General features: G+C 60.5%; 23 protein-coding genes. 11 read left to right on the top strand and 12 right to left on the bottom strand.

Annotation, left to right across the window (positions count from 1 at the left end):
• Positions 1–38: 38 nt before the first annotated feature.
• From B5M41_RS22295 to B5M41_RS22310, 4 genes are all read left to right on the top strand, one after another.
• Positions 39–665 carry a DUF1989 domain-containing protein gene (locus B5M41_RS22295; RefSeq protein ID WP_134650251.1) on the top strand — a complete coding sequence of 209 codons (627 nt, stop codon included), beginning with the start codon at positions 39–41 and terminating at the stop codon, positions 663–665.
• Positions 662–1,471: an amino acid ABC transporter ATP-binding protein gene (locus tag B5M41_RS22300; RefSeq protein ID WP_134650252.1), complete on the top strand. Its 810-nt coding sequence runs from the start codon at positions 662–664 to the stop codon at positions 1,469–1,471. Before B5M41_RS22295 ends, B5M41_RS22300 begins: the two co-directional genes overlap by 4 nt.
• Entirely contained in the window at positions 1,468–2,127 is a 660-nt protein-coding gene (locus B5M41_RS22305; RefSeq protein WP_134650253.1) for an amino acid ABC transporter permease, read from the top strand. Before B5M41_RS22300 ends, B5M41_RS22305 begins: the two co-directional genes overlap by 4 nt.
• Before the next feature lie 89 nt (positions 2,128–2,216).
• Positions 2,217–3,005: a transporter substrate-binding domain-containing protein gene (locus B5M41_RS22310; RefSeq protein WP_134650296.1), complete on the top strand. Its 789-nt coding sequence runs from the start codon at positions 2,217–2,219 to the stop codon at positions 3,003–3,005.
• Positions 3,006–3,121: 116 nt separating this feature from the next.
• On the opposite strand, the gene B5M41_RS22315 is transcribed toward B5M41_RS22310, so the two are convergent.
• Positions 3,122–3,475 carry a protein tyrosine phosphatase family protein gene (locus B5M41_RS22315; RefSeq protein ID WP_134650254.1) on the bottom strand — a complete coding sequence of 118 codons (354 nt, stop codon included), beginning with the start codon at positions 3,473–3,475 and terminating at the stop codon, positions 3,122–3,124.
• Between the two features lie 593 nt (positions 3,476–4,068).
• Here B5M41_RS22315 and B5M41_RS22320 point away from each other — a divergent pair.
• Positions 4,069–4,398 (top strand): hypothetical protein, encoded by a 330-nt coding sequence (locus tag B5M41_RS22320; RefSeq protein ID WP_167719213.1) that lies wholly within the window; start codon positions 4,069–4,071, stop codon positions 4,396–4,398.
• 48 nt (positions 4,399–4,446) lie between these two features.
• Here B5M41_RS22320 and B5M41_RS22325 read toward each other — a convergent pair whose 3' ends face one another.
• The 7 genes from B5M41_RS22325 to B5M41_RS22355 all read right to left on the bottom strand — a co-directional run bounded on the left by B5M41_RS22325 (position 4,447) and on the right by B5M41_RS22355 (position 11,539).
• Positions 4,447–5,070, bottom strand: a complete 624-nt coding sequence (locus B5M41_RS22325; protein ID WP_134650256.1) for a helix-turn-helix domain-containing protein — start codon at positions 5,068–5,070, stop codon at positions 4,447–4,449.
• Positions 5,060–5,245, bottom strand: a complete 186-nt coding sequence (locus B5M41_RS22330) for a hypothetical protein (protein ID WP_134650257.1) — start codon at positions 5,243–5,245, stop codon at positions 5,060–5,062. Before B5M41_RS22330 ends, B5M41_RS22325 begins: the two co-directional genes overlap by 11 nt.
• Before the next feature lie 293 nt (positions 5,246–5,538).
• Complete coding sequence (locus B5M41_RS22335) at positions 5,539–7,146, bottom strand: ABC transporter ATP-binding protein (RefSeq protein WP_134650258.1); 1,608 nt, start codon at positions 7,144–7,146, stop codon at positions 5,539–5,541.
• Positions 7,147–7,148: 2 nt separating this feature from the next.
• On the bottom strand, positions 7,149–7,952 hold the full coding sequence (locus B5M41_RS22340; RefSeq protein ID WP_134650297.1) for an ABC transporter permease: 804 nt from the start codon (positions 7,950–7,952) through the stop codon (positions 7,149–7,151).
• 5 nt (positions 7,953–7,957) lie between these two features.
• Positions 7,958–8,953: an ABC transporter permease gene (locus tag B5M41_RS22345; RefSeq protein ID WP_134650259.1), complete on the bottom strand. Its 996-nt coding sequence runs from the start codon at positions 8,951–8,953 to the stop codon at positions 7,958–7,960.
• Positions 8,954–9,006: 53 nt separating this feature from the next.
• On the bottom strand, positions 9,007–10,572 hold the full coding sequence (locus tag B5M41_RS22350; RefSeq protein ID WP_134650260.1) for an ABC transporter substrate-binding protein: 1,566 nt from the start codon (positions 10,570–10,572) through the stop codon (positions 9,007–9,009).
• A gap of 22 nt (positions 10,573–10,594) precedes the next feature.
• Positions 10,595–11,539 carry a homocysteine S-methyltransferase family protein gene (locus B5M41_RS22355; RefSeq protein ID WP_209020879.1) on the bottom strand — a complete coding sequence of 315 codons (945 nt, stop codon included), beginning with the start codon at positions 11,537–11,539 and terminating at the stop codon, positions 10,595–10,597.
• 215 nt (positions 11,540–11,754) lie between these two features.
• On the opposite strand from B5M41_RS22355, the gene B5M41_RS22360 reads away from it, so the two are divergent.
• Genes B5M41_RS22360 through B5M41_RS22370 form a run of 3 tightly spaced genes read left to right on the top strand, consistent with a single transcriptional unit; the run spans position 11,755 to position 15,641 of the window.
• Positions 11,755–13,125: an LLM class flavin-dependent oxidoreductase gene (locus B5M41_RS22360; protein WP_134650261.1), complete on the top strand. Its 1,371-nt coding sequence runs from the start codon at positions 11,755–11,757 to the stop codon at positions 13,123–13,125.
• 30 nt (positions 13,126–13,155) lie between these two features.
• Positions 13,156–14,436: an SfnB family sulfur acquisition oxidoreductase gene (locus B5M41_RS22365; RefSeq protein WP_134650262.1), complete on the top strand. Its 1,281-nt coding sequence runs from the start codon at positions 13,156–13,158 to the stop codon at positions 14,434–14,436.
• The gene (locus B5M41_RS22370) at positions 14,433–15,641 is read left to right on the top strand and encodes an acyl-CoA dehydrogenase family protein (protein WP_134650263.1); all 1,209 of its coding nucleotides are present in this window, start codon (positions 14,433–14,435) and stop codon (positions 15,639–15,641) included. Before B5M41_RS22365 ends, B5M41_RS22370 begins: the two co-directional genes overlap by 4 nt.
• A gap of 124 nt (positions 15,642–15,765) precedes the next feature.
• On the opposite strand, the gene B5M41_RS22375 is transcribed toward B5M41_RS22370, so the two are convergent.
• Genes B5M41_RS22375 through B5M41_RS22390 form a run of 4 tightly spaced genes read right to left on the bottom strand, consistent with a single transcriptional unit; the run spans position 15,766 to position 20,460 of the window.
• Positions 15,766–17,268, bottom strand: a complete 1,503-nt coding sequence (locus B5M41_RS22375) for an ABC transporter permease (RefSeq protein WP_134650264.1) — start codon at positions 17,266–17,268, stop codon at positions 15,766–15,768.
• Positions 17,265–18,113, bottom strand: a complete 849-nt coding sequence (locus B5M41_RS22380) for an ATP-binding cassette domain-containing protein (RefSeq protein ID WP_134650265.1) — start codon at positions 18,111–18,113, stop codon at positions 17,265–17,267. The genes B5M41_RS22375 and B5M41_RS22380 overlap by 4 nt, the downstream gene beginning before the upstream one ends.
• 3 nt (positions 18,114–18,116) lie before the next feature.
• Positions 18,117–19,085, bottom strand: a complete 969-nt coding sequence (locus B5M41_RS22385; protein ID WP_134650266.1) for an ABC transporter substrate-binding protein — start codon at positions 19,083–19,085, stop codon at positions 18,117–18,119.
• A gap of 28 nt (positions 19,086–19,113) precedes the next feature.
• On the bottom strand, positions 19,114–20,460 hold the full coding sequence (locus B5M41_RS22390; protein WP_134650267.1) for an NtaA/DmoA family FMN-dependent monooxygenase: 1,347 nt from the start codon (positions 20,458–20,460) through the stop codon (positions 19,114–19,116).
• A 639-nt stretch (positions 20,461–21,099) separates the two neighbouring features.
• On the opposite strand from B5M41_RS22390, the gene B5M41_RS22395 reads away from it, so the two are divergent.
• The 3 genes from B5M41_RS22395 (at position 21,100) to B5M41_RS22405 (ending at position 24,312) form a co-directional block, all read left to right on the top strand.
• Positions 21,100–22,026 (top strand): sulfurtransferase, encoded by a 927-nt coding sequence (locus B5M41_RS22395; RefSeq protein WP_134650268.1) that lies wholly within the window; start codon positions 21,100–21,102, stop codon positions 22,024–22,026.
• Positions 22,027–22,159: 133 nt separating this feature from the next.
• Positions 22,160–23,287, top strand: a complete 1,128-nt coding sequence (locus B5M41_RS22400) for a YeeE/YedE family protein (protein ID WP_230640294.1) — start codon at positions 22,160–22,162, stop codon at positions 23,285–23,287.
• 194 nt (positions 23,288–23,481) lie between these two features.
• A complete protein-coding gene (locus tag B5M41_RS22405) occupies positions 23,482–24,312 on the top strand; it encodes a MetQ/NlpA family ABC transporter substrate-binding protein (protein WP_134650270.1) in 831 nt (276 codons plus the stop codon).
• Positions 24,313–24,374: the final 62 nt, after the last annotated feature.

A 24,374-nucleotide genomic window follows, 5' to 3' on the forward strand; every position in this document is an offset into this window, starting at 1 on the left:
GTCGACGGAAGCCTGTGACACCGAGAAGACGAGTGGATATGGATCCCAATAACCAGACTGTCGCTGCAAGCCACGGGCGTGCGTTTCCGATGAAGGCCGGTCAATTCGCCCGCATCGTCAACACCCATGGCAATCAGGTTGTCGATACCTGGGCGGTCGCGGCCGATGATCCCGGCGAGACCTCATCGATGGACCATACCCGTTCCGTCAACAGTAACATCTTCTTCACGCAAGGCATGAGCATCATCTCCTCGCGCCGGCGGCCGATGCTCAAGATGGTGGCCGATAGTGCCGATGTGCGTCATGACACGCTGCTCTGCCCCTGCAGCATCGAGCTCTACCAGCAGCTGGGCTGCACCGAACCGCACCGCAGCTGTACCGACAATTTTCATGAGAGTCTGGTTGAAGCGGGTCTTGCCGTTTCTTTCACGCCCGCATCCCTCAATCTCTTCATGAACGTTCCTGTCAAACCTGATGGAACAGTGGATCGTGTTCCGCCGGCAACGGCTGCTGGCGACTATGTCGTGCTGCGCGCCGAGATCGACCTGACGCTCGTTCTTTCCGCCTGCCCGCAGGATATGACCCCGATCAATGGCGACGCCCGCACCCCCAAGGATGTCGCCGTTGCAATTACAGACAGCTACCCCGAGGAGGATGCCCGATGAGTGCACCGCTTCTGAGCCTCAAGGAAATCCGCAAGAGTTTTGGCGAGAACGAGGTCCTGAAAGGCGTCTCGCTCGACGTGAAGGCCGGCGAGGTGGTTTCGATCATTGGTGCGAGCGGTTCGGGCAAGAGCACCTTCCTGCGCTCCATCAACGCGCTGGAAATGCCGCAATCGGGCTTCATGGAATTTGAGGACATGTCCTTCGATTTCCGCCAGGAATCGCGCTTTTTCCCCAGTCAGGCACAATTGCAGACGCTGCGCGCCCGCGTCGGCATGGTGTTCCAGAGCTATAATCTCTGGCCGCATATGACCGTGCTTGAAAACGTCATCCACGCGCCGATAAAGCTTCTGAAAATGCCGCGCAGGCAGGCGATCGAGGAGGCTGAGGCGCTTCTCTCACGCATCGGCCTGCTCGAAAAGCGCGACAGCTATCCGTCGCGGCTTTCGGGCGGCCAGCAGCAGCGCGTCGCGATCGTGCGCGCGCTTGCCATGAAACCGCGGCTGATGCTGTTCGATGAAGTCACCTCGGCTCTCGATCCCGAACTCGTGCATGAAGTTTTGGTGCTGATGGCCTCGCTTGCCTCCGAAGGCATGACGATGCTGCTCGTCACACACGAGATCGCCTTCGCCCGTGACGTATCCTCGCGCGTCCTGTTCTTCGACAAAGGCGTGATCAGCGAGGCGGGCTCGCCTGATATCCTGCGCCATCCGGAAAGCGAGCGCCTGAAACAGTTCCTGCACCGCATCCTCCACGACCAGGTCGGTCATTCCATTTCCAACGATAGCGACCGGGGAGTACAGGCGTGACGGGCAATTTCTGGAACGAAGTCCTTCTTTATGGTCCGGGCTTTCTCGAAGCCTCCTATACGGTTTTCGGCATCACGATTCTCACGATTGCCGTCTCCTGGGGCTTCGGCCTCGTGGCTGCGTTGGCGCAGCGCTCGAAGTTCAGGGCCGTCCGCATGGCGGCTGCCTTCTACATCTGGTTCGTCCGTGGAACGCCGACGCTGATCCAGGTCTTCATCATCTATTTCGGCCTTCCGCAGATCGGCATCAGATTGTCGCCATTTGCAGCAGGGGTGATCGCGCTTGGCGTCAATAGTGGTGCCTATGTCGCCGAAATCATTCGCGGTGGACTCAGTGCCATCCCGCGGGGTCAGACGGAATCGGCTCTCGCGCTCGGCTTCAGCCCGGCTGAGACGATGCGGGGCATCGTCCTGCCGCAGGTCTTCCGCATCATCCTGCCGTCGATCACCAATGAGGCGATCTCGACGCTGAAGAACACGTCGCTGCTCTCGACCATCACGGTGGTGGAACTTACCCTCTATGCGCAGACGCTGATCGCCTCCACCTTCCGGCCGTTCGAATTCTACATTGCGGTTGCGGTCATATATCTGGTCCTGACCACCATCCTCACCACGCTGGCGTCCTGGCTCGAGCGCCGCTACGCCAACCTCGGATGATGACGCATATCCGCGCCGACCTGGAAGAAATCACAGGCATCCACGATGTCCTTGAACAGAGAATGCACAAACAACAAGGGAACTGGAACATGAAATTCAAAGCTCTGATCGTAGCCGCCGCCGTCTTCGCCGGTCTGGCTGTCACCCCAAATGTCAACGCCGCCGATCTGGAACTCCTGCAACCCGGTAAGCTGTTGGCTGCCACCGAAGGCACATTCTCGCCTTTCAGCATGCGCGCCCCGGATGGCAAGCTGGACGGTCTTGAAATCCGCGTCATGACGGAGATCGCCAAGCGCTTGAACCTTGAATATACCCCGGTCCTGATCAAGTGGGATTCGCTTCTGGTCGGTCTTGAGGCCAATCAGTTCGACGTGATCAGCGCGTCAATGGACATCACCGCAGCCCGCCAGGAAAAAGTGACGTTCGCAGACGGTTGGCTCGAATCCGGTGGCCGCATCGTCGTGCCGAAGGACTCCAGCATCAAGAGTGCAGCCGACCTCAAGGGCAAGACCGTCGGAGCGCTCGTCTCCTCGACATTCGCCAAGATCGCGGAAGAGCACGGCGCTGTCGTCAAGGGTTATAAGGCTGAGTCCGACGCCATGCAGGATATGGCCAACGGCAACATCGATGCCACCATCACTGATGCCATTGCCGGGAGCTGGGCAATCAAGAACTCCGGCCTGCCGTTCGCAATGACCGATGATTATGTTAGCCATATCCAGAAGGGCTTCGCCATCAAGAAGGGCAAGCCGCATCTCGTAGCAGCGATCAACAAGGCCCTTGCGGACATGGTGGCTGACGGCACCTACGCCAAGCTGACGACCGATCTCATCGGCTTTAATCCAGCGCCCAAGGACCCGATCAAGACCATTCAATGATGATCGCAACGGGCCGGGCATAGAACGTGCTCGGCCTGCATTTCTGCCGATATCGCCTCGCACTTGCTGGGCGGACCCCTCCGCCTTCATGAACCGCAACTCTCATCTTGCGACGGCTATGAACGAACTCCGACCCTCCGAAGCAGCAGCGCCTGTTCGTGGATCTTCGTCGATCGAGCGCCGGAGCGGCAATAGGCGAGTATCGGTCGGGGCAGGTCGCCGAGTGCCTGAACCATGCCGCTGACGGCTTCGTCCGTCAGCCCGGACGAGAGAACGGGGATATGCCGCACCGCGATATCCAACTGGGCGGCCCGTTCTGCGATGGAGGCGAAGGCCGGCTGGTCGGCCTGCTCTTCGTCAGGCCGGTGGCAAACGATAGACCTGAAACCCAGCAGGCTGACGATATCGACGTCCTCGGGTTCGATCTGCGGGGAAACGGAATAGTCGTCGTCGATCTTGCGGATGTCCATCTCAATCAGTCCTTTCCTATAGGAAGCCCAGTGCCCGTACCGACAGGCTGAGCCATAGAGCGGCAGCAACGAGGATCATGGCCAGTGCCACACCAGTGACGAACCAGACCAGTTCACCATGGCGCTTCAAAATCCGCGCTCCCGATGGATCAGCGGACTGGGTCCGGTCGAAGGCTCAGCATTGTTCAGGTGGTTCGGCATTTCGATGAACGAGATTCGCTTCGCCCGAGCCTGGATATTTGAAAATCTGACGTGAATACCTGTCATGGTGACGAGCCCTGGGATGTCATTGCGTTGTTCGCTTGGCCCGATAATTCTCTATAAAAATTGTAGATTAAAGCAAAATCCGGCCATTTTCGATCGTCTCGACGCAAAGATCGCCCAGCATGCCAAACGAAGGGCAGGGCTCAACTCCACTATCGTGGAGGGATTTCCGCGATCATGTACAATTTCATCCCCGTTATAAAAAATGGCGCTATTCTAATGGAGGAAAGATTATTGGAAGAAATTTATCGCATTGAGCATGCCGGCGGGATTAATTATCCAATCGGTCATTGAAGCGCGAAATACGGGCCGTGAGCCGGGAGACCTCCATGAACGCTGCGATGAACATGATGCCGATGATGAATGCCATGATGGGCGGTATGGGCCAGCCGATGATGATGAACGGCATGATGCCGATGATGGGTGGAATGCCCATGATGGGCGGCATGCCCATGATGATGCCCATGCCGATGATGATGGGCATGATGACCTGCAAGATGACCGAAGCCGGCATGGTCTGCGAGATGAAGCCGATGGAAGGCATGGACCAGGCCATGTTCATGGAATGCTGCAAGCGCATGATGGCCATGATGAATGGCGGCATGCCGATGATGATGATGTGCGGCGGTATGACGATGTGCTGCACGATGGCCGCTTGAGGCGTATTGCCCTGAAGAGCGACAAGGCCTCCCATACGGGAGGCCTTTTCATATCTGGTGGATGACGTCTTTGCAGGTCGAGACGAGATAGACCGTCGCAGGGCTGCCGGTCATGTTGCGATAGACGTGCGGTACGTCCGCTTCGAAGAGCAGGGCGTCGCCTTCGCCGAGAATGTAAGGCTGCTTGCCGACGATCACTTCAACGGTGCCCTCGGTGACAACGAGGTTTTCTACGGTGCCGTGCCGGTGAGCGTCGGCGCGTTCGGAATGATGAGGCGCCAGCCGAAGCTCATAGAATTCCACCGTGCGATCACCATCATAGGGGAAGAGTGCGCGGGTCTCGAATTTGCCGTCGCTGGACGACAATGTCTTCGAGCCAGCGCGGGTCAGCAGCACGGTCGTCGGCTCTTCCGCTTCGATGATCAGCGAACCGCAGGTGACCTCGAGGGCTGCGGCGATCTTGGCGAGAATGCTCAGAGTCGGGCTGCTCTTTCCGGTTTCGATCTGGCCCAGCATGGCGCGGCTGACGCCCGAAACCTTTGCCAGCCGGTCGAGCGAGTAGCCGCGCCGCGTCCTGAGCCGCCGCAGATGCTGACCCGTGCGGATGCAGATCGTGTCTGACGGTGCCGGGGCAGGGAGGTGGTCCAGCACGGCGGCAGTATCACTGGGCATAGGCCCACGGGCTCGCCATGACCGGGAAGTAGGCCCAAACGGGAACCCACATCACCATTGGTTGAAGACCAGCCGGGGCCGTTGCCGCCTGCGCCGGAAGAGAGGGCGCGGTCGCCTTGCGGCGTGCATCGCGATATGCCTGGAAATCGACAATCTTGGTGTTCTCGGCTGGCATGAAAATTCCTCAGATAATTATCTATAAGAATTATGTGGTTCTCGCCCGCTTTAAAGGCAGGGCCGATCAAAACGGGTGGTGCCGCGGGAAAAGTTTTCCCTCGGCAGGGTCGGATGTAAAACAATCAACGATTTTTGATGCCGCAAGTTGCGACGTGAGACCATGAAGCACACCAGAGGGGATTGGCCATTCCCGCCCGCTCTCGTTGCCGTGCTCACCTAGTCGGTCTAAAAGCGGCGGTCGGTTGTGGCCGCAGGTTTCGCTTCTTCTCAACGGCCTGCCAAGCCCGACCTCTAACCGGCATTCCATTTCAACGTTAAGGCTGGTTCGGGGTCGACGCGGGGCAGCGTGGGAACGGCTGCAACTAACTTTCCCGTATAGTCGTCGAACGGCGGTGCGAGCACCTCCGACGTATAGCCCGCCCGAACGATTTGCCCATGCCGCAGTACGGCGGTGCGGCTCGCGATAGAGCGGACAATGTTCAGGTCGTGTGTAATGAAAAGGCAGCCGATGCTGTTTTCCGCCTGCAGCCGCATCAGAAGTGCAAGCACATCGCGTGCCACGAGCGTATCGAGGGCTGATGTGGGTTCGTCGCAGATGAGGATCTGTGGGCGTGCGGCGATCGCCCGCGCGATGGCCACCCTTTGCTTCTGGCCGCCGGACAGCTCTGCCGGAAAACGACGCGCAAGGCTCGGAGAAAGTTCGACCTGTTCCAGGAGCGCCCCGACGCGGTCCTTGCGCTGTTGCCTGCCAAGGTTCTCGTAGATCGCCAGTGGCCGACCGACGATTTCCTCGATCCGATGTCGCGGATTGAGCGACGTATCGGGCGTTTGATGCACGGTCTGGATAGCGCGTCTGTCGGCGAGCGGCCTGTTGTGAATCGACGGGGCCAGTTCCCGCCCGTCGAAGAGGATGCGGCCAGTGCGGGGCCGCAGCAGCCCATTCACGACCCGACCGAGTGTCGATTTCCCCGAGCCCGATTCTCCGACAAGGGCAAGGGTCTCACCGCGTCCGATCGCGAGAGAAACATCCCGAACGATCGCAGAACCCGTCTGGTAGCCGGCAGTAATACCTTGCAGCTCCAGCGCGACGTGGGCATCACGGTGACCAACCGTTGTCTCGTGCACGCCCGCTTCGAGTAAAGCCCGGGTATAGGGGGTGGATGGCCGCGTCACGAGATCAATTGTCGGCGCTTCCTCAACAGTGCAACCATGACGCAGGACATGGATGCGGTCGGCGACCTGACTGACGAGCGCGAGATCATGGCTTATATATATCGCCGCCGTTGATTGGAGCTCGATGGCGTGCTGGATAGCTTTGAGGACGTCCTGCTGGGTCGTCACATCGAGGGCTGTCGTCGGTTCATCGAAAATGATGAGATCCGGCCGAGCGCAGAGCGCCATCACCGTCATCGCGCGCTGCAGCTGTCCACCGGACACTTCATGTGGAAAGCGCATTGCGATCGTTCTTGCATCGAGACCCATCACGTCCAGCAAGGTCAATGCGCGCTCCTGCGCCGCACCGCGGTCCAGACGATTGACGCGAAGGCTTGACTCGATGATCTGGTCGAGCAGACGAAAGGCCGGGTTGAAGGATGCCGTTGCAGACTGCGCGACGTAGGCGATCCGCTGCCCGCGTAGCGCACGGCGGTAGGACTCGGATTCTTGAAAAAGGTCGATCCCGTCGAACCGGACGGAGCCTGATGTTATCGATGTTCCGGCGCGGGCATATCCGAGGGCGGCAAGACCGATCGTGGATTTTCCCGCGCCCGATTCGCCGATGAGACCGAGAACCGTCCCCCGTTCCACACGAAGCGACACATCGCTCACAAGCAGCGGTGCTGCCGGATTGCCGTGCGCACGGACGGTCAGGTTGCGGATTTCGAGCAGCGACGTCGTCATGTTCATTGTCCCCCGTTTTCGCCGGCGGTGATCCAGTCCACCATCGTCGTGACCGCGACGGCGAGTACGGCTATGGCAACGCCAGGCAGCAGGGCGGCGGTGATGCCGAACAGAAGGCCGTCCTTGTTCTCCTTGATCAGGCTGCCCCAGTCGGTCAGCGGCGGCTGGACGCCGAGCCCGAGAAAGGACAGTGTCGACAGAAAGAGGACGGTGAAGATGAAGCGCAGGCCGAATTCCGCGAGGATGGGCATAATACCGTTCGGCAGGATTTCCCGGAAGATAATCCAGAGCGTTTTTTCTCCGCGTAGATAGGCGGATTCGACGAAATCCAGCGCAGCGGTATCGACCGCTATGAGCCGCGCAAGACGATAGAAGCGTGTGGCTTCGATCAATGCCATGATCGCGACGATAAAGGCGAGCGACCTGGGCAATATCGTGAGCAGCACCATCGCAAGGATCAAGGTCGGCGCTGCCATGACGAGGTCCACGAAGCGCGACAGCACCATGTCCGGCCAACCGCGGCGCAGTCCGGCCAGGATGCCGAAACTTGCGCCGAGCAGGCAGGCGAGAAGGGTAGCGGCTGCCGCTGTCAGGATCGTCACACGTGCTCCCCAGATGAAGCGTGACAGGAGATCGCGACCGATCATGTCTGTTCCAAGCGGGCTCGAAAGCGAAGGCGGATCCCAGCTGATGCCGACGATCTCGTTTACGCCGTAAGGTGCCAGGACCGGGGCAAGAGCCGTGACGGCGATAAACAATGCGATCGCGACACCCGACAGCATCACGGAGACCGGTAGCTTGAACATGCGCGTCACGACGTGAATCCCAAACGAGGATTGGCAAGAACGGCAAGAACGTCTGCGCAAAGGTTGAGACCGATATAGATGGCGGCGAAGAGAAGCGCCGACGCTTGCACGACCGGGATGTCGCGGTTGAAGACGCTGTCCACCATGAATTGGCCCATGCCGGGATAGACGAACACGACCTCGACGACGACAACGCCGGCGACGAGATAGGCAAGGTTGATCAATACGACATTGATGATGGGCGAGAGAGCGTTAGCAAGGGCGTGCCGCCAGACGATGGTTCCATGCGGTACGCCCTTCAGCACGGCCATTTCGATATAGGGGCGCGAAAGCACGTCGAGCACGCAGGCGCGCACCATGGTGGTCACATGCCCTGTGATGGCAATCACAAGCGTCAGGCAGGGCAGCACGGTTGCCACGACACGGCTGGAAAGGCTCATGCCGGGAAAAACCGTGCTGCTGCTCGAAAACCAGCCGAGCGATATCGACAGCGCATAGATCAGGAGATAGCCGACAAAGAACTCAGGCAGAGCGACAAGCCCGCGCGTGACGAATGTTATGGTCCGGTCGATGACGCTATCGCGATAGCGCACAGAGAAAAGGCCGAGAAAGATTGAAAGCGGTATGACGATGCTGGCGGCGAAGCCGGCGAGAAACAACGTGTTGCCCAATCGTGCGGCGATGCTGTCGGAAACGGCGCGGCCATTCATCAGGCTGTTGCCGAGATCCCCCTGCACGAAGGCGGAGAGCCACGTGAGGTAACGGGTAATCAGCGGCTGGTCGAGACCGAGCTTCTCCCGAAGCTCCGCCAGGGCAGCCGGCGTCGCAGATCGGCCGAGAAGGGCGGATGCCGCATCGCCCGGCAGAAGTGCCGTGCCGAGGAAAATAAGGCTGGAGAGTACCAACAGCAGGGCTGCGCCGGCCAGAAGACGACGGGCGATATAGGGCCACAATCCACGATGCCAGCGGCGTCTCTGCAGGGCCGCGATTGCGATGGTCATTGAATGTCTCCGGACGCCGGCCGGCCGGGACACCCGGCCGGCAAGGCATTGCATCAGGTATCGAACCAGACTTTCTCGGCCGTTCGCGGACCGTTCTGGCCAGGAATCGCCTTGTAACCTTTGAGGTTGGCGGCGGACGCACTCGTCTGTGCAGCATAGGCCGGGATCACCGAGCTATTCTCCTGAATGATCAGAACCTGCGCATCGTGATAGAGTTGCTTGCGCTTGCCCTCGTCGAGCTCGCCGCGCGCGGCAAGCACAAGGTCGTCGAACGCCTTGCTCTTCCAACCGGATTCGTTCCACGGCGCGTCCGAGAGATAGATCAGAGAGAGCATCGCATCGGCTGTCGGTCGTGCACCCCAACCTGAAGCGACGAAAGGATGCTTCAGCCATACGTCGCTCCAGTAGCCATCGGCCGGAACGCGATTGACCTCAAAGGGGATGCCGGCCTTGGTTGCAGTCTGCTGGTAGAGCTGTGCCGCATCGAGCGCACCCGAGAATGTCGCCCCTTCCGCCGCGGAGAGAACGATTTTTCCGTCGAAGCCTGACTTCTTCCAATGGAAAGCGGCCTTGTCCGGATCATAGACGTGCTGTGGAACGTCATTCGTGAAATAGCGGTTGGAGGGAAAGATTGGGTTGTCGTTCGAAATGGATCCCGCACCATTGAGGATCGACGCGACGATCTGCTCGCGGTCGATCGCATACTTCAGTGCCAGGCGCACATCGAGATTGTCGAATGGCGGCGCGTCGGCCCGTCCTGGGAAAAGAATGATCGAGGAATCGGCTTCCGTGTGAAGCGTAATGTTATCCTGGCCTTTCAACCTCTGGGCAACGCGGGCTTCGACATTGTTGATGAGGTGCACCGAATTACTGAGAAGGGCCGCAACGCGCGCGGACTTATCATTGTATGCGACCGTCTCAACTGAATCGACGTGGCCTCGTTCCGGATCCCAGTACTGCGGATTGCGGCGGGCGAGCGTCCGAACCCCCGGCTGGAAGTTTTCCAGAATGAAGGCGCCGGTGCCGATGCCCTTATCGAAATTTTCGCCATCCGGCGTGATGCCGAAATGAACATCGCCGAGCAGGTAGGGAAAATCCGCGTTCGGTCCGTTGAGTTTGAAGGTAACCTCGTTCGGTCCCGATTTGATGATGTCGGTGACGCTGAGAAGGTAGCCCTTGCCGGCCGATTCCGATTTCTCGCCGCGGTGATGGTTGAGCGAATAGATGACGTCTTCCGGCGCCAGTTCCTTGCCATTGTGGAACTGCACGCCCTTGCGCAGCTTGAAAATCCATTCGCTGCCGCCCTTGGCCGGCTCCCAGCTTTCCGCGAGACTGGCGCGCAGGCTGCCGTCCTCGTTGAGGTCGGTCAATGTGTTGAACAGCTGCAGGCCGACATTGTACGTGTAGGCTTCGAAGTAGAAGGCGGGATCGAGCCGGTCGGACGTCGAGGCGTTGTCGATGCCGAGGATCAGGTGGCCGCCTTTTTTCGGCTGGGCGGCGGCAAGGGAGATGCTTGGCAAAAGCAGAGAGCCGGCGGCAACCGCCGCGGTGGCCTTGAGGAAACTGCGGCGGTCAAGATCGAGAGAACGGGAGGCGCCTGGCCGAATGATGTGTGTCATGACGGAATTCCGGAAATAGAGGTTAAGCGGCAACGGGACGGGGGTGGAAGGTTTCATGCAGTTCCGCGATATGCTCGGGACCGATCCCGCAACATCCACCGACGATCGTCGCGCCCGCATCGACCCAGCGGCGCGCAAACAGCAGGTAGCCTGGCGGATCGAGATCCTCACGCAGGCCGCTGAGGCCCGAGTTGGCACGGATCTCCTCCGTGTTTTCCGGTTTCGGCACGAAGGCATTCGCGTAGACGCCGATGGGCGTTGCAAAGCCCCGTTCATCCAGTGCCTTGCGTGCCGCCTTGACGGCAGCTTCCATGATTTCCGCCTGGCTGCAATTGAAGAGCAGGGCGGCTGCGCCGAGTTCGGCAGCTTTTACCGCAGCATCCGCTACCGGCTCGCCTGAACGCAGGATGGGCTGAGTGCTACCTGAAACAATGGCGTCAACGTCCTTGCGGTCTTCGAGGGTGAATGACAGCCACAGGGGGCGCTCGTCGCTGCCCAGGACGGCGCGAATGGTTTCGACCTCCGCGGTCGATCCCTGTGTCTCGGCCAGCCAGAAATCGACATGGGGCGAAAGGCCCTTGATCAGCACGTCGAGTATTTCCGGCGCCTTGGCCGCGTCGAAAAGGTCGGGACGGTAGGAGCCGAAGACGGGCGGAAGGGAACCGGCAACGCGTACCGCGTTTCCGGCCTTTCCAGCGGAGGCGCGCGCGAGGCGGCCTGACAAATCCGCGAGCTCAAGCCCATTCTCGGCGAAGCGCTCCTCGCCGATATGGAATGGCACCACGGCATAGCTGTTGGTCGTGATCACCGAGGCCCCGGCGGCGATGAAGGCATCATGGGCGCGCTCGACGAATTCCGGCGCTTCGATCAGCGCGAGGGCCGACCACTCCGGCTGGCGAAACGGCGCGCCGCTTCTGAGGAGTTCCCGGCCCATGCCTCCATCAAGTATCGTTACTGCTGAGGACATCAGCGTCTCCATGCTAGATCTGCTGGGGATCGCGGCGTAACCGCCATTGATCGGCTTGCCAGACAAAAGCAGCGATCGCACACATTAAGAAGATTATATTTTCTATAAAAATAGTAGATTATATAAATTCGTGCCCTAGGGCGGGGCGGTGCCTTCGATATAAGTCGCCAGCTGCTTCACCCCGCAAGGGAAGGCAATTGGGCGACAGGTACCGTATGTCTAGGCACATTCACATCTACGCATTCGACATGAACTGTGTCGGACATATCAACCACGGCATGTGGCGACATCCCCGCGACACCTCCAGCCGCTACAATACGATGGAGTATTGGGCCGACCTCGCCCGTACGGCCGAGCGCGGCAAGCTGGATGGCATCTTTCTCGCCGACATTATCGGCGTCTATGACGTCTACAAGGGTGATCCCTCGACTGCCATCGCATCCGGCGCGCAGACCCCCGTCAACGATCCGCTCCTGATCGTGCCGATCATGGCGTATGTCACCAAACACCTCGGGTTCGGCGTGACGGTCAACACCACCTATGAGCCGCCCTATCTTCTTGCGCGGCGCCTGTCCACGCTCGATCATCTCACAAACGGCAGGATAGGTTGGAACATCGTCACGGGATATCTGGACAGCGCGGCGCGCGGCATGGGGCTATCGGCCCAGCCGGACCACGACGCCAGGTATGATGTCGCTGACGAATACATGGATGTGCTCTACCGCCTCTGGGAGGAAAGCTGGGAAGACGGTGCCGTACGCGTGGATCGCATGGCGGGCGTTTATGCTGATCCATCCAAGGTTCGTCCCATCCGGCATGAAGGCCAGCATTACAGGCTTGACGCCATCCACTTATCGGAGCCCTCGCCGCAGCGCACGCCCGTGCTCTATCAGGCGGGCTCTTCCACGCGCGGACGCCAATTTGCTGCACGGCACGCGGAATGCGCGTTTATAGGCGCGAGTTCGCCGGAGGCCGCTGCGTCGATTGTCGCGGATATCCGCGCGAAGGCGGTTGCTGCGGGACGGGCCGCCCGCTCGGTCAAGCTGTTTTCGGGCCTCAGTGTCGTCGTTGGTCGCACCGAGAAGGAGGCTTACGACAAGTTCGAAGACTATCGCCGCTATGCCGATATCGAGGGCGCCCTTGCACACTATTCGAGTTCGATCGGCATCGATCTCAGCCGGCTCGATCCGGATGAGCCCATTACCTACCGCAAGACCAATGCCAACAACTCGGCGCTCGAGGCGATTACCACGCGAAGCGCCGACAGCGCCTGGACTGTCCGGCGCATCATCGATCAGATGGTTCTCGGGAGCCGGCAAAAACCTGTTGTTGGAACGCCGGAGCAGATTGTCGAGGTCATGCGGCGTTGGGTGGAGATCGGCGACGTAGACGGCTTCAACCTGCCACGTACCGTCGCCCCCGAAAGCTTGCGCGATTTCGTCGACCTGGTTGTTCCGGTGCTGCAGGAGCAGGGACTTTTCAAACACGACTATGCGCGCGGTTCCCTGCGCGAAAAACTGTTCGAGATGGATTCTCCCCACATCGATGCGGCCCATCCCGCCGCCCGGTTCCGACGGCCGGCATGATGCCGGCCAACTCAGAATGACGAGTGAGACATGAACGAGCATTTTCCATCCGTAAGCCTGCCGATAGGGGCAAGGACCCGCGCCCGCGCACCGGCCCACATCATCACCTCCGACACGGAGGCATTGGACGTGGCAGCGCGATTGGCGGAACGGTTCGCCGCGGAGGCAGCCGATCGTGACCGCGATCGGCGCCTGCCGCATGAAGAGGTCGATGCGTTTTCCCAAAGTGGCCTGTGGGCCATTACCGTTCCGAAATCTCACGGCGGTGCCGAGGTTTCCTACGGAACGCTCGCAAAGGTCGTGGAGACGATTTCTGCGGCCGATGGTAGCCTCGGGCAGATTCCGCAGAACCATTACTTCCTGCTGGAAGTTCTGCGCTGGGGCGGTTCGGCGGCGCAGAAGCGTTTTCTCTATTCGCGGGTGCTGGGAGGAGACCGGTTTGGCAATGCGATTGCCGAGCTCGGGACGCCGACGGCAAGTGCGATCCGCTCCACGCTGGTGCCTGACGGTGAAAGCTATCGCCTTAGCGGCCGCAAGTACTACTGCTCCGGCGTCTTGTTTGCAGACTGGGTGGTTCCGCTGGTGGTTGACGAGAATGACAAGCGCGCCTTCGTCTTTCTGGCATCCGACACCCCCGGCCTATCGCTCGTCGACGACTGGAGCGGCTTTGGCCAACGCACGACGGCCAGTGGCACGACCATCCTCGAAGAGGTGACGGTGCGTGCGGACGCTGTCGTTCCCACACATGGCGCCGACGGGTTTTCGCTGAGCAATCCGGTCGCCCACATCATGCACGCCGCGATCGATGCGGGTACCGCGCGCGGCGCGATCGATACGGCTATCCGCTTCATCCGCGAAAAGGCGCGACCGTGGGCGGACAGCGGCATAGCAAGTGCGGCGGAGGATCCGCACACCATCCTCCAGATCGGTGAGCTGACAATGCGCCTGCACGCTGCGGAGGCGTTGATCGAACGTTCAGGGTTTATTCTCGATCGCGTTTCAGCCTCACCGGACAGCGACGGCTGGGCAGAGGCAGCGGTTGCCGTGGCAGAAGCGAAAATGGCGTCCGCCGACGTCGCACTTCAGGCATCGAGCAAGTTGATAGAACTTGGCGGCGCCAGTGCCACGCGTGGCGAACTCAACTACGACAGGTTCTGGAGAAATGTCCGGACCCACTCTGTCCATGACCCGATCCGTTGGCGCGCCCATGAGGTCGGGAACTATTGGCTGAACGGCATTCCTCCCAAACAACACGGGGATCGTTCAAGAGGCGTCGAGACGAAAGTGCTGCAGAAGGAGACAGGCGAATGATTGCGGTCAGTGGCGCCGAGACGGCGACAACATGCAAGCGCGACGACACGGCATGGCTTGACGTTGCCAGGGCGCTCGCGGAGGATTTTCGCCGAACGGCCGCCGAGCGAGAGCGCGCGGGCGTTCCTCCTGTTGAGGAATTTGCGCGCTTGCGCGATGCGGGCCTTCTGACGATCGTCGAATCGACGCTTTACGGCGGTGCAGGCTATGCCTGGAAAGATGCTCTGGCACTCGTGCGCAATATATCGAGCGCCAATCCGTCTGTTGGGCAGCTGCTTGGCTATCACTATGTCATGAGCCAGACACCGGGCGGCTACGACGCATCGCGTGAAGATGCCGACCTGCGCCGACGCGCCGTGCGGGAACGCTGGCATTGGTCAGGCTCCGGTAATCCGCGCGAGCCCAACCTCATCCTTACGCCTGATGGAGACGGGTACAGACTTAATGGCCGTAAAAGCTTCTCCTCTGGCGCCAGCATCGCCGACATGCTGTCGATCTTCCCGGATCGGGATGGCCGCACGGTGATCGTCGCGCTGCCGCGACGCCGTGACGGGGTCGTCGCTATCGACGACTGGAACCACTTCGGGCAGCGCCAAAGTGAAAGTGGGACGATCGAGTTCAAGGACGTACGGGTCGACGCTGACGATGTGCTTGCGGAACTGCCGCCGCATGAGGAGCAGCCCGCCTGGATGACGACCCGCATTCCGATGATGCAGCTTACATTCGTGAACGTTTATCTCGGTGCGGCGATCGGCGCTCTTGAGGAGGCGCGAAACTATATCCGCACAACGACAAGGCCGTGGCAGGCATCAAATGTGCAACGCGCGACGGAAGACCCATATATCCTTGAGCATTTCGGGTTGCTGAAGGCCGAACTATTGGCCGCCGAAGCGCTTGCCGACAGGGCCGGCGAGACGCTGCACGCAGCGCTCGCAAAGGCCCGCGCATTGACGCATGAGGAGCGCACGGCCGCAGCTGCCGAAGTTTATGCTGCGAAGGTGAACACCACGCGTGTGGCGCTCGAGACAAGCGCGCGCGTCTTCGACCTGATGGGCGCGCGTGCGACGTCGAACATCTACGGCTTCGACCGCTTCTGGCGGGACATACGGACACACAGTCTGCATGACCCGGTTGTCTACAAGGCACGCGAAGTGGGAAACTATTGGCTCAATGGGCGGATTACGCCGGTTCGGGGTTACACCTGAGTTTGCGTGGTCGCAAGACAGAGCGCACCGCGATACCGGTGGTTAGCTGATGGTGCGCTTGCTCGAGCGGCAGCCGCCTTGGAAATGCCGAGCCCGTTTTAGCACGGCGGGCTGGGCGCTTCGACTAATCCCGTGCCGTCGTTCCACGACCTTGAACGATCCGATCCAGAACGATCGCGCAAAGCAGAATGGCGAGACCTGCCAGCAGCCCCTGACCCTGCGCGGCGTATTGGAGCGCATGGAGCACGTCTTCGCCGAGGCCCTTCGCGCCGATCAAGGCGGCAATGACAACCATAGACAGGCACATCAGGATCGTCTGGCTGACTCCCGCCATGATGGAGGGAGCCGCCGTCCGCAAATCGACTTTAAAGAGGATGAAACGTCGCGACGCGCCAAAGGCAATTGCGGCTTCGCGGACGGAGGCGGGGACCGACGTGATGCCGAGCGCCGTCAGGCGAACGACGGGCGGAATACCGAAAATGATCGTGGCTATAACGCCGGATGGCTTGCCAATGCCAAAGAGGGCTATGACAGGGATGAGATAAACAAAGGCCGGCATGGTCTGCATGAAGTCAAGGAGGGGGCGGACGACCCCGGCGACGCGCCTCTTGTAGCCGCAGAGAATCCCCAGCGGGATGCCGATCGCTATCGAGACCAGAGCAGCCGTACCGAGGAGCGCCACGGTCTGCATGCTCTTCTCCCAGTATCCGAGGATGGCAAGATAACTGATAGCGACGGCCGTAAGCAGGAAGACGCGGAAACCGGCGAGTTGCCAGGCGACCGCGACAATGATGATCATGACGACGGGCCAGGGTGTCTGGGTCAGCACCGCTTCCGTCAGCGTGAGGACGGCATTGATGCCGTTTGTCATTCCATTTGCCACAGGTGCGACGGTGCCGCTGATCGCTGAGACAACGCCGTCCAGCCAAACGGCCGAGGCGGAATTCCAGGCTGGATTGCTTGGAAAAGCCCGGAATAGCTCCCTGTCAGCAAAATGGAAAGCGATGGTGGGAATGAGGATGCCGAGAAGCAACGCAACGCCGGCCGCGTGAAGGCGGCTGAAACCGCCTTCGACCTTTTCGCCGCCGAGCCGCCAGGCGCGAAATCGCCGCTCGGCAAGCTGGTTGCCGAGAGCGCCAGTGGTAAGCCTTACGGCAAGAAAGAGGGCGAGGCCGAGCGTTACGATAAGGGATGTTTGGGCATTCGCTGCACCGGCTTCTTCGCGCGCCTGACGAGCCGCGTCGCCAAGGGCCGCCGCTGACCGGGTCAATGCTTTGGCCAGGGAGGACGTCGCGTCGGTTTCATTGGCGGTGGTCGCTTCTTGCAGGCGCACGGCGGCTAGGCCCTCGAGACGATCGGCACGGGCCGCTCGGTCCGCGCCGGCGCCCCCTGAAAGCGCAAAGGCGATCAGCACAACGGCGAGAAGCTCGGCGATCAGAAACGGCCAGAAGGCGGCCCAAAGGCGCCGGCCTCCGAGCCATACTGGGCCGAAAATCGCTGCAGCCATATTGAAGGAAGGCGCATATCCCCGTTGCGCGCCGATCTTGTGAAACGCGGCGCGATAATAGGTGCTGTTGCTGCCTATGAAGCGGTCGATTGCGACGTCGCGGCTTTGTATGTCGGTCATGCGATGGCCCTTATCGTGGTCGCCTCATGCCGGCTTGCAGCAAGTGGCCGCGCATGTTCGACGAACCGTCGGACATAGTCGTCTGCGGGCGCCGCCAGAAGCGTGGCCGGCGTTCCGGTCTGGACGATCCGGCCGGCGCGCATCAACACGACGCGATCGGCGATCCGGAACGCCTCGTCCACGTCGTGCGTAACGAAGAGAGTCGTCTTGCCAAGCTCGCGTGAAAGCGCCCGGAACTGCGTCTGGAGGTCATAGCGGATCAGCGGATCGAGTGCACTGAAGGGCTCGTCCATCAAGAGGATGTCCGGATTGGCCGCCAGCGCACGGGCAAGGCCCACACGCTGCTGCATGCCGCCGGACAATGCCGAGACGCGTCGGTCCCCGAGACCATCGAGACCGACGCGAACAAGCATTTCGTCTGCAGTATCTTCCCGTGTCGTGCGCGCGACGCCGCGGATTTCCAGCGGCAGGGCCACATTGTCGCGAACCGACAGATGGCTGAGAAGCGCGTGTGACTGAAAGACCATGCCGATCCGGTGGGAACGAAGGTCGCGAAGCGCCTTTCGCCCCAGCGCCAGGATATCCTTGCCGCCGATCCTGACCCGTCCCGCGCTCGGCTCGAGGAGGCGGTTGACGAGACGCACGAGCGTCGATTTCCCGCTGCCCGAAAGGCCCATCAGGCAAACGAGCTCACCGCGCTTGACGGTGAGGCTCGCGCCGCCGACGCCGATGACAGCGCCCAGGCGCTCGAGGGCGGCGGGGTCGGGTTCGGCCGAACGCGCCTGCGCGAGGATTGCGTTCTCATCCTTGCCGAAGACCTTCCAGACGTCCTCGAGTTCGATCATCGGTCAGTTTCCGATCCAGCCGGCGACCACATCGGGATTGGCGGCAAGCCACGCCCTGGCGGCCTCTTCCGGCGTTTTACCGTCAACGGCAATCGCGTAGGCGAGTTTGCTGACCTCGTCGGTCGTGAAGGTCACTTTCTCCAGAACGGCAGCGACGTCCGGCGCGCTATCGGCGAGCGACTTGGAATATGCGATATGAATCGCCGCGTCTTTATAGGCCGACTTGATCGAGGATTTCTCCAGCCAGTTGGGATCGGATGGCTCGACAAAGGTCCAGGCCGCATCGTCATGCTTTGGTTCTTCCAGCACTTCGAGTTCGTAGCGAGCGAAGTTCTGGTGAGGACCGTAGCAATAACCGATCCAGCCCTTGCCGGCCTTGACCGCCGCATCGAGATCCGCGGTCGCGACCGCTTCGTCCGTGGTCTGAAGGTCGAAGAAATCAGCGAAGCCATAATCGCGTGCCCGCACCGTTTCTATGTTCGTCGAAAGCCAGCCGGCCGCTCCGATCCAGATTTTTCCCTTGCCTTTGCCATCTGCGGAGAAAACGGCAGCTTTCGCCGGGTCGGAGAGATCGAAGACGGAGTGAATTCCATGCGCATCGGCTGTTGCCTTGGTGGTGCAATAGCCCTGTGTGCCGGCATAGGAATTGGCTGCGAGCTTCACCTTGCCATCTTCTGTCGCATACTGGTCGACAAGCGCCTGCTGGTTCGGGAGCCAGACATCGGTCCAGATGTCGATTTCACCGCCATTGCGGTTGAGTGCCTCCCAGATGACGGGAACGGAGCTGGCCTTGACCGCTTCGACTTCCTTGCCCAACTGCTCTTCCAGCAGGACCTTGACCACGTAGGCGGTGCCTTGTGCGGTGGCATAGCCGGGGTCGGCAACCGTGATGGGGGCAGCTTTCGCTTCGGCCGAGAGCAGGACGGCAAGAGCCGCCGAGGTTGCCAGAAGGGTCTTCATGATGGTTTGCATGGTCTGGTCCGTGGTTCGAGGGAAGTGATCAAGCGTGGCTGCTAGCGGCGTCACGCGTCTGCGCAATTGGGTCGAGACCGAGCCGGGCGCGCAACGTGCCACCGTCCGGGCCGGGATTGAGAAGGTCGCGTGCTTTCAGCAGCGGCACGACGGAGGTGATGAAGTCGTCCTGGCCGGCCGGAAAGGTCGGCGGGAGCAGCATGAAGCCATCGGCAGCGCGGCTCTCACTCCAGTCCTCGATCTGGTCGGCGACATCTTTCGCTGTTCCAATGATCTGGAAATGACCGCGGGCGCCGGCGATCCGGCGGGCGAGGGCAGCCACAGAGAGGTTTTCACGGACGGCGAGGTCCTTCAGCAATGTCTGACGGCTTTTCATGGAATTTGCGACCGGCAGGTCCGGCAACGGCCCCTCCGGATCGACACCCGAAAGATCGACATCGCCGAGATAGGTCTCCAGCAATGAAAGCGCGACATCCGGCTGTATGAGATCCTGAAGCGCGGCATACTTGTCTTCAGCTTCCGCCTTCGTCGCGCCGATCACCGGGAAGATACCCGGAAGGACCAGAACGTCATCGGTGTTTCGCCCAGCGTCAGCGCGGCGCCGTTTGATATCCTGGTAAAAGCCTCGAGCCGAAACGATGTCCGTCTGCGCGGTGAAAACAACGTCGGCGGTTCTTGCCGCCAGCGCTTTGCCGGCATCTGATGACCCCGCCTGGACGAGAAGCGGCCGCCCCTGCCGCGACGGAATGACGTTCAGCGGCCCTTTGCTACGGAAGTACGTACCATCGAAATCGATGGGTCTGACGGCATCCGGTTTGAAGAACTCGCCTGAAGCCTTGTCGCGCACGAGACCGTCAGGCGACCAGCTCTGCCAGAGCGCGAGAACCGCCGCGACGAACTCGTCTGCGCGGGCATAGCGCGCGGCGTGGTCGAAATCCGGTCCGGGATTGAAGTTCTCGCTTTCCGGGGTGAGAGACGATGTAACGATGTTCCAGCCGATCCGTCCCTTGCTGATGAGGTCGAGGGAGGCGAGCTGGCGCGCGAGATTATAGGGCTCGTTGAACGTGGTGGAGGCTGTCGCCACGACGCCGATCGTCCGCGTCGCGGTCGCAACAGCGGCGGCAAGCGTCAGCGCCTCGAACCCATGCGACCATTCATCAACGCGCCGTATCGCTTCCGCACGGCTCTTCGGGATGCCGAGGCGATCGGAGATGAACGCAATTTCGAAGCCGGCAGCTTCTGCGTCCCGCGCGGCCGCGATATAGTGGTCGACATCGACGTTGGCATCGACCTGCGTCGACGGGTGGCGCCAGGCGGCGACATGATGGCCGCTCGGATAGAGGATGGTGCCGAGAACAATCTTGCGACGAGACATTTGAAAATTTCACGAAATCATGGCGATGCCGACGTGATGCTACAGCTGCGCTGTTTGACCGGTGGCATCTGTGGGTGGAACTATCTAAACGAGCTCCCGAATTCTTCGGGGGAAGGTCTGACAATCAGCATGGCATCGGAGAGTTGGGAGTTTGGGTCATGATCGCTTTCTGTCTGCTCCTGCGCGATTGCTCGTCACAGTGCGTTCAAAATAATAATTTCTATAGTTTGAGTAAGAAATCTCATTCTCTTCCAGCGCCTGCGACGGGATTTTTCATCGCATTTCCCTCATCTGGCCGTTCGCCCTTCCTCCGGTACATCGGGTGGCTGCCCCGCATGTCCTTGCGATTTTCGCTGACGACACCGTCAAGAACGCCAAATCACGCGAGGCAGCACGAGACCGCGCGCCCGAAAATGCATCGCTGCATCCCGACCCGCACTGTGTTGGAGTCGCATTCTCTGAGGCTCGGGATAACGATCTCGTGAGCAGTCTCCGGGCTGAATTCACGGCCTCGTGAACAGTTTTTGTCAAACGAGACAATGGTTTAATATACATCAAATCTATAGAATAAATTTTCTTCATTCTCGCTGAAAAGCTGCCGATCTTCTGTCTGTTCAACATCGGATCAGGGAGACGTTCATGGCAGTCTGGGGTGTAAAAGGGCTTACGGCATTCGCGGTAACATTCGCGCTTACGGCGGGCACGGCACTCGCATCGGATGCGCTAGTCGATGCGAAATGGGTTCAGGACAATCTGAACAATCCGAAGGTTCGGATCTTTGAGGTGAGCGTCGACACGGGCGTTTACGAACGCGGCCATATTCCAAGCGCCGCACATCTGAACTGGCATGCCGATCTCGTCGATCCGGAGCGGCGCGATATTGCGAGCCGCGAAGCTTTCGAAAAGGTCCTGCGCGATGCCGGTGTCGATAAGGATACGACCATCGTCCTTTACGGCGACAACAACAATTGGTTTGCCGCCTGGGGCGCCTGGGTCTTTGAGGTCTATGGTCTCGGCAACAATGTGAAGCTGCTCGATGGCGGACGAAAGCTCTGGGAGGCTGAGGGCCTTCCGCTCGATACCGCGTTGCCCGATCATCCCGATTCGAGCCTCACGCTTGCCGACCGCGACACCTCCGTACGTGCGCGCTTCGTCGACGTCGTTGCCGTGGCAGAGGGAAAGCAGGACGTCAAACTCGTCGACATCCGTTCGGCTGACGAATATGCGGGCAAGATCTTTGCGCCGGAGGGCGTCAAGGAACTATCCGTTCGCGCGGGCCATATTCCGGGCGCCGTCAACGTGCCCTGGGGGAAGATCGTAAACGAGGATGGAACCTTCAAGTCTGAGGCGGACATCCGGGCAATCTACGCGGAACAGGGCATCGATGGCTCGACGCCGGTCATCACCTATTGCCGTATCGGCGAGCGGTCGAGCCACACCTGGTTCGCGCTGAAGAAGATCCTCGGATACGACGTGCGCAACTACGACGGCTCCTGGACCGAGTACGGCAATGCGGTCGGCGTGCCTGTCAAGAATGTCGCCGGCACCATCTGGACCGGAAAGTAATCAGGTCGGCGCGCGGTTATGCCCGACGCTGAATGATCCCAGTGGCGAGCGCTAAATGCGCTCGCCACCATTTTATTTTTGCTGCCGGATCACAATGCCCCTCATTCTACCTCGAATCTTTTCCGCAGTCATAGTGGCGGTCATCCTTCTCTGGAGCACCTGGCTTGCCCAGGACGCTGCCGGCCGGGCACTTTCCTTTTCGCTTCTTGCCGGCGCGGCCTTCGGGACGGTTCTACAGCGGGGACGCTTCTGCTTTCTCTGCAATCTGCGTGATTTCGTGGAGAGGCGCGATGCCTCCGGCCTCGTCGCGATCCTTGTCGCACTCTCGACGGGCATTGTCCTTTACCAGGCCGTGCTCGGCGCATGGGTGCCGGTCCCGCAGCCCGACCGCCTTCCGCCAGGCGCCCATATCGGCCCAGTCGGCTGGGTGCTCGCGCTTGCCGCAACAGCGTTCGGGGTCGGCATGGCCCTTTCCGGCTCCTGCCTGTCGGCTCATCTCTACCGGCTCGGCGAGGGTGCGTTCGGGTCGCTCGCTGCGCTCTTCGGCGCTGCAATCGGTTTCGTTCTGGGCTTCCTGACCTGGAATACCCTTTATACAAACACGGTCTTCGACGACCCTTCCGTGTGGCTGCCAGGCATCCTTGGATATGCCGGCGCAACGACCGCATCACTTGCCGTCATTGGAGGGCTGGCCTGGCTGGTTCTCCGCAAGGCTGAGGCGCATGGCGGGCTGCCGACATCCGCGGCGCCATCGAAGCGGATATTCGAGGATCGTTGGCCGCCGGTCGTCACCGGCGTTCTCGTCGCCGTCATCGGAGCGGTCGCCTATCTGCGCGTGGCACCCCTTGGTGTGACTGCCGAAATGGGGAGCATTGCCAGAACCGCCGGGCACTCCGTCGGGCTGGTGCCAGAAACGTTGGTCGGGCTGGATACGGTTCGCGGCTGCATCAGTGCCATAAAGACGTCCCTGCTCTCGCCGAACGGCGTCTTCGTCATCGGCATGGTGCTGGCCAGCCTTGCCGCCGCGCTGACGGCTGGACGGTTCAAGCCGTCTTGGCCGGATGCACGGGGAATTGCGGCGCGCTTCGTCGGAGGCGTCCTCATGGGCTGGGGAGCGATGACGGGTCTTGGCTGCACCGTCGGTGTTCTCCTCTCGGGCATCCATGCGGGTGCGGTGTCCGGCTGGATTTTTCTGGTCTTCGTGACTTTGGGCGCCGTTGCGACGCTCGCCCTGATGCGTCGCCTGCGCAACGGCATGTAATCCAAGATGCAATCAGCCGCACTGATTGTCTACTAAAGCAGTAGAAAATAATGCCCGTGGGTGCAGCGCCTGCGGGCATGGAAATTCCGTTTGCGGCGAAGGCATAGGCCACCATTCGTTGTTCAAAAAAACGGCATCTGCGATTTTCGAATGCAGAAACGATGGTGTTTCCGACGTAACGAAAGCCGACGAACATGACTAAAGCACTTCTCGCCTCCCTCTCTCGCCGCACATTCCTCGCCGCCCTTGCCGCGACCGCCTTCACCATTGCTGCCCTGCCTTCGTCACCTGTCTTTGCCGAGGACAAGAAGGTGCTGAAGGTCGGCATCATTTCCGGTGAGGACGAGGATGTCTGGCGCGTCGTCACGGCTGAGGCCGCCAAGAAGGGACTTACGATTGAAACGGTCGTCTTCAATGACTATACGCAGCCCAACGAGTCCCTTGAGCGCGGCGAAATCGACGCAAACGCCTTCCAGCATCTCCCCTACCTCGAAAACCAGATCAAGCAGAACGGCTACAAGATCGTCCCCGTCGGGTATACCGGCGTCTGGCCGATCGGTCTTTATTCGAAGAAGCATGCAAAGACGGCTGATCTGCCTGACGGTGCCGTGATCGGCGTCCCCAACGATCCCTCGAACGAGGGCAGGGCACTTCGGGTCCTGCAGAACGAAGGGCTGATCAAACTGAAGGACGGCACTGGTATCCTGGCGACGATTGCCGACATCTCGGAAAACCCGAAGAACCTCGAAATCAAGGAACTCGATGCCGGCATCGTCGGACGCTCGGTGGATGATCTCGATGCTGCCGTGGTCAATACCGACTGGGCGCTGAAGAGTGGCCTTACGCCCGAGAACCGTATCGCGCAGGAACCGGTCGCCGACAATCCCTACCGAAACTTCATCGCGGTGCGGACTGAATCGGAGAAAGAGCCCTGGGTCAAGGAGCTTGTTTCGGCCTATCAGAACGACGCCGTAAAGGCCGAGTTTGACCGCGTATACAAGGGCACGGGCATCAGCGCCTACTGACCCTCTTAGACATTCCAGTCACCAGCCCGCGAGGCCTTTGGCCATCGCGGGCTGGTGTCGTT

It is taken from the genome of Shinella sumterensis (genome assembly GCF_004514425.2).
GTDB classification, from domain to species: Bacteria; Pseudomonadota; Alphaproteobacteria; order Rhizobiales; family Rhizobiaceae; genus Shinella; species Shinella sumterensis.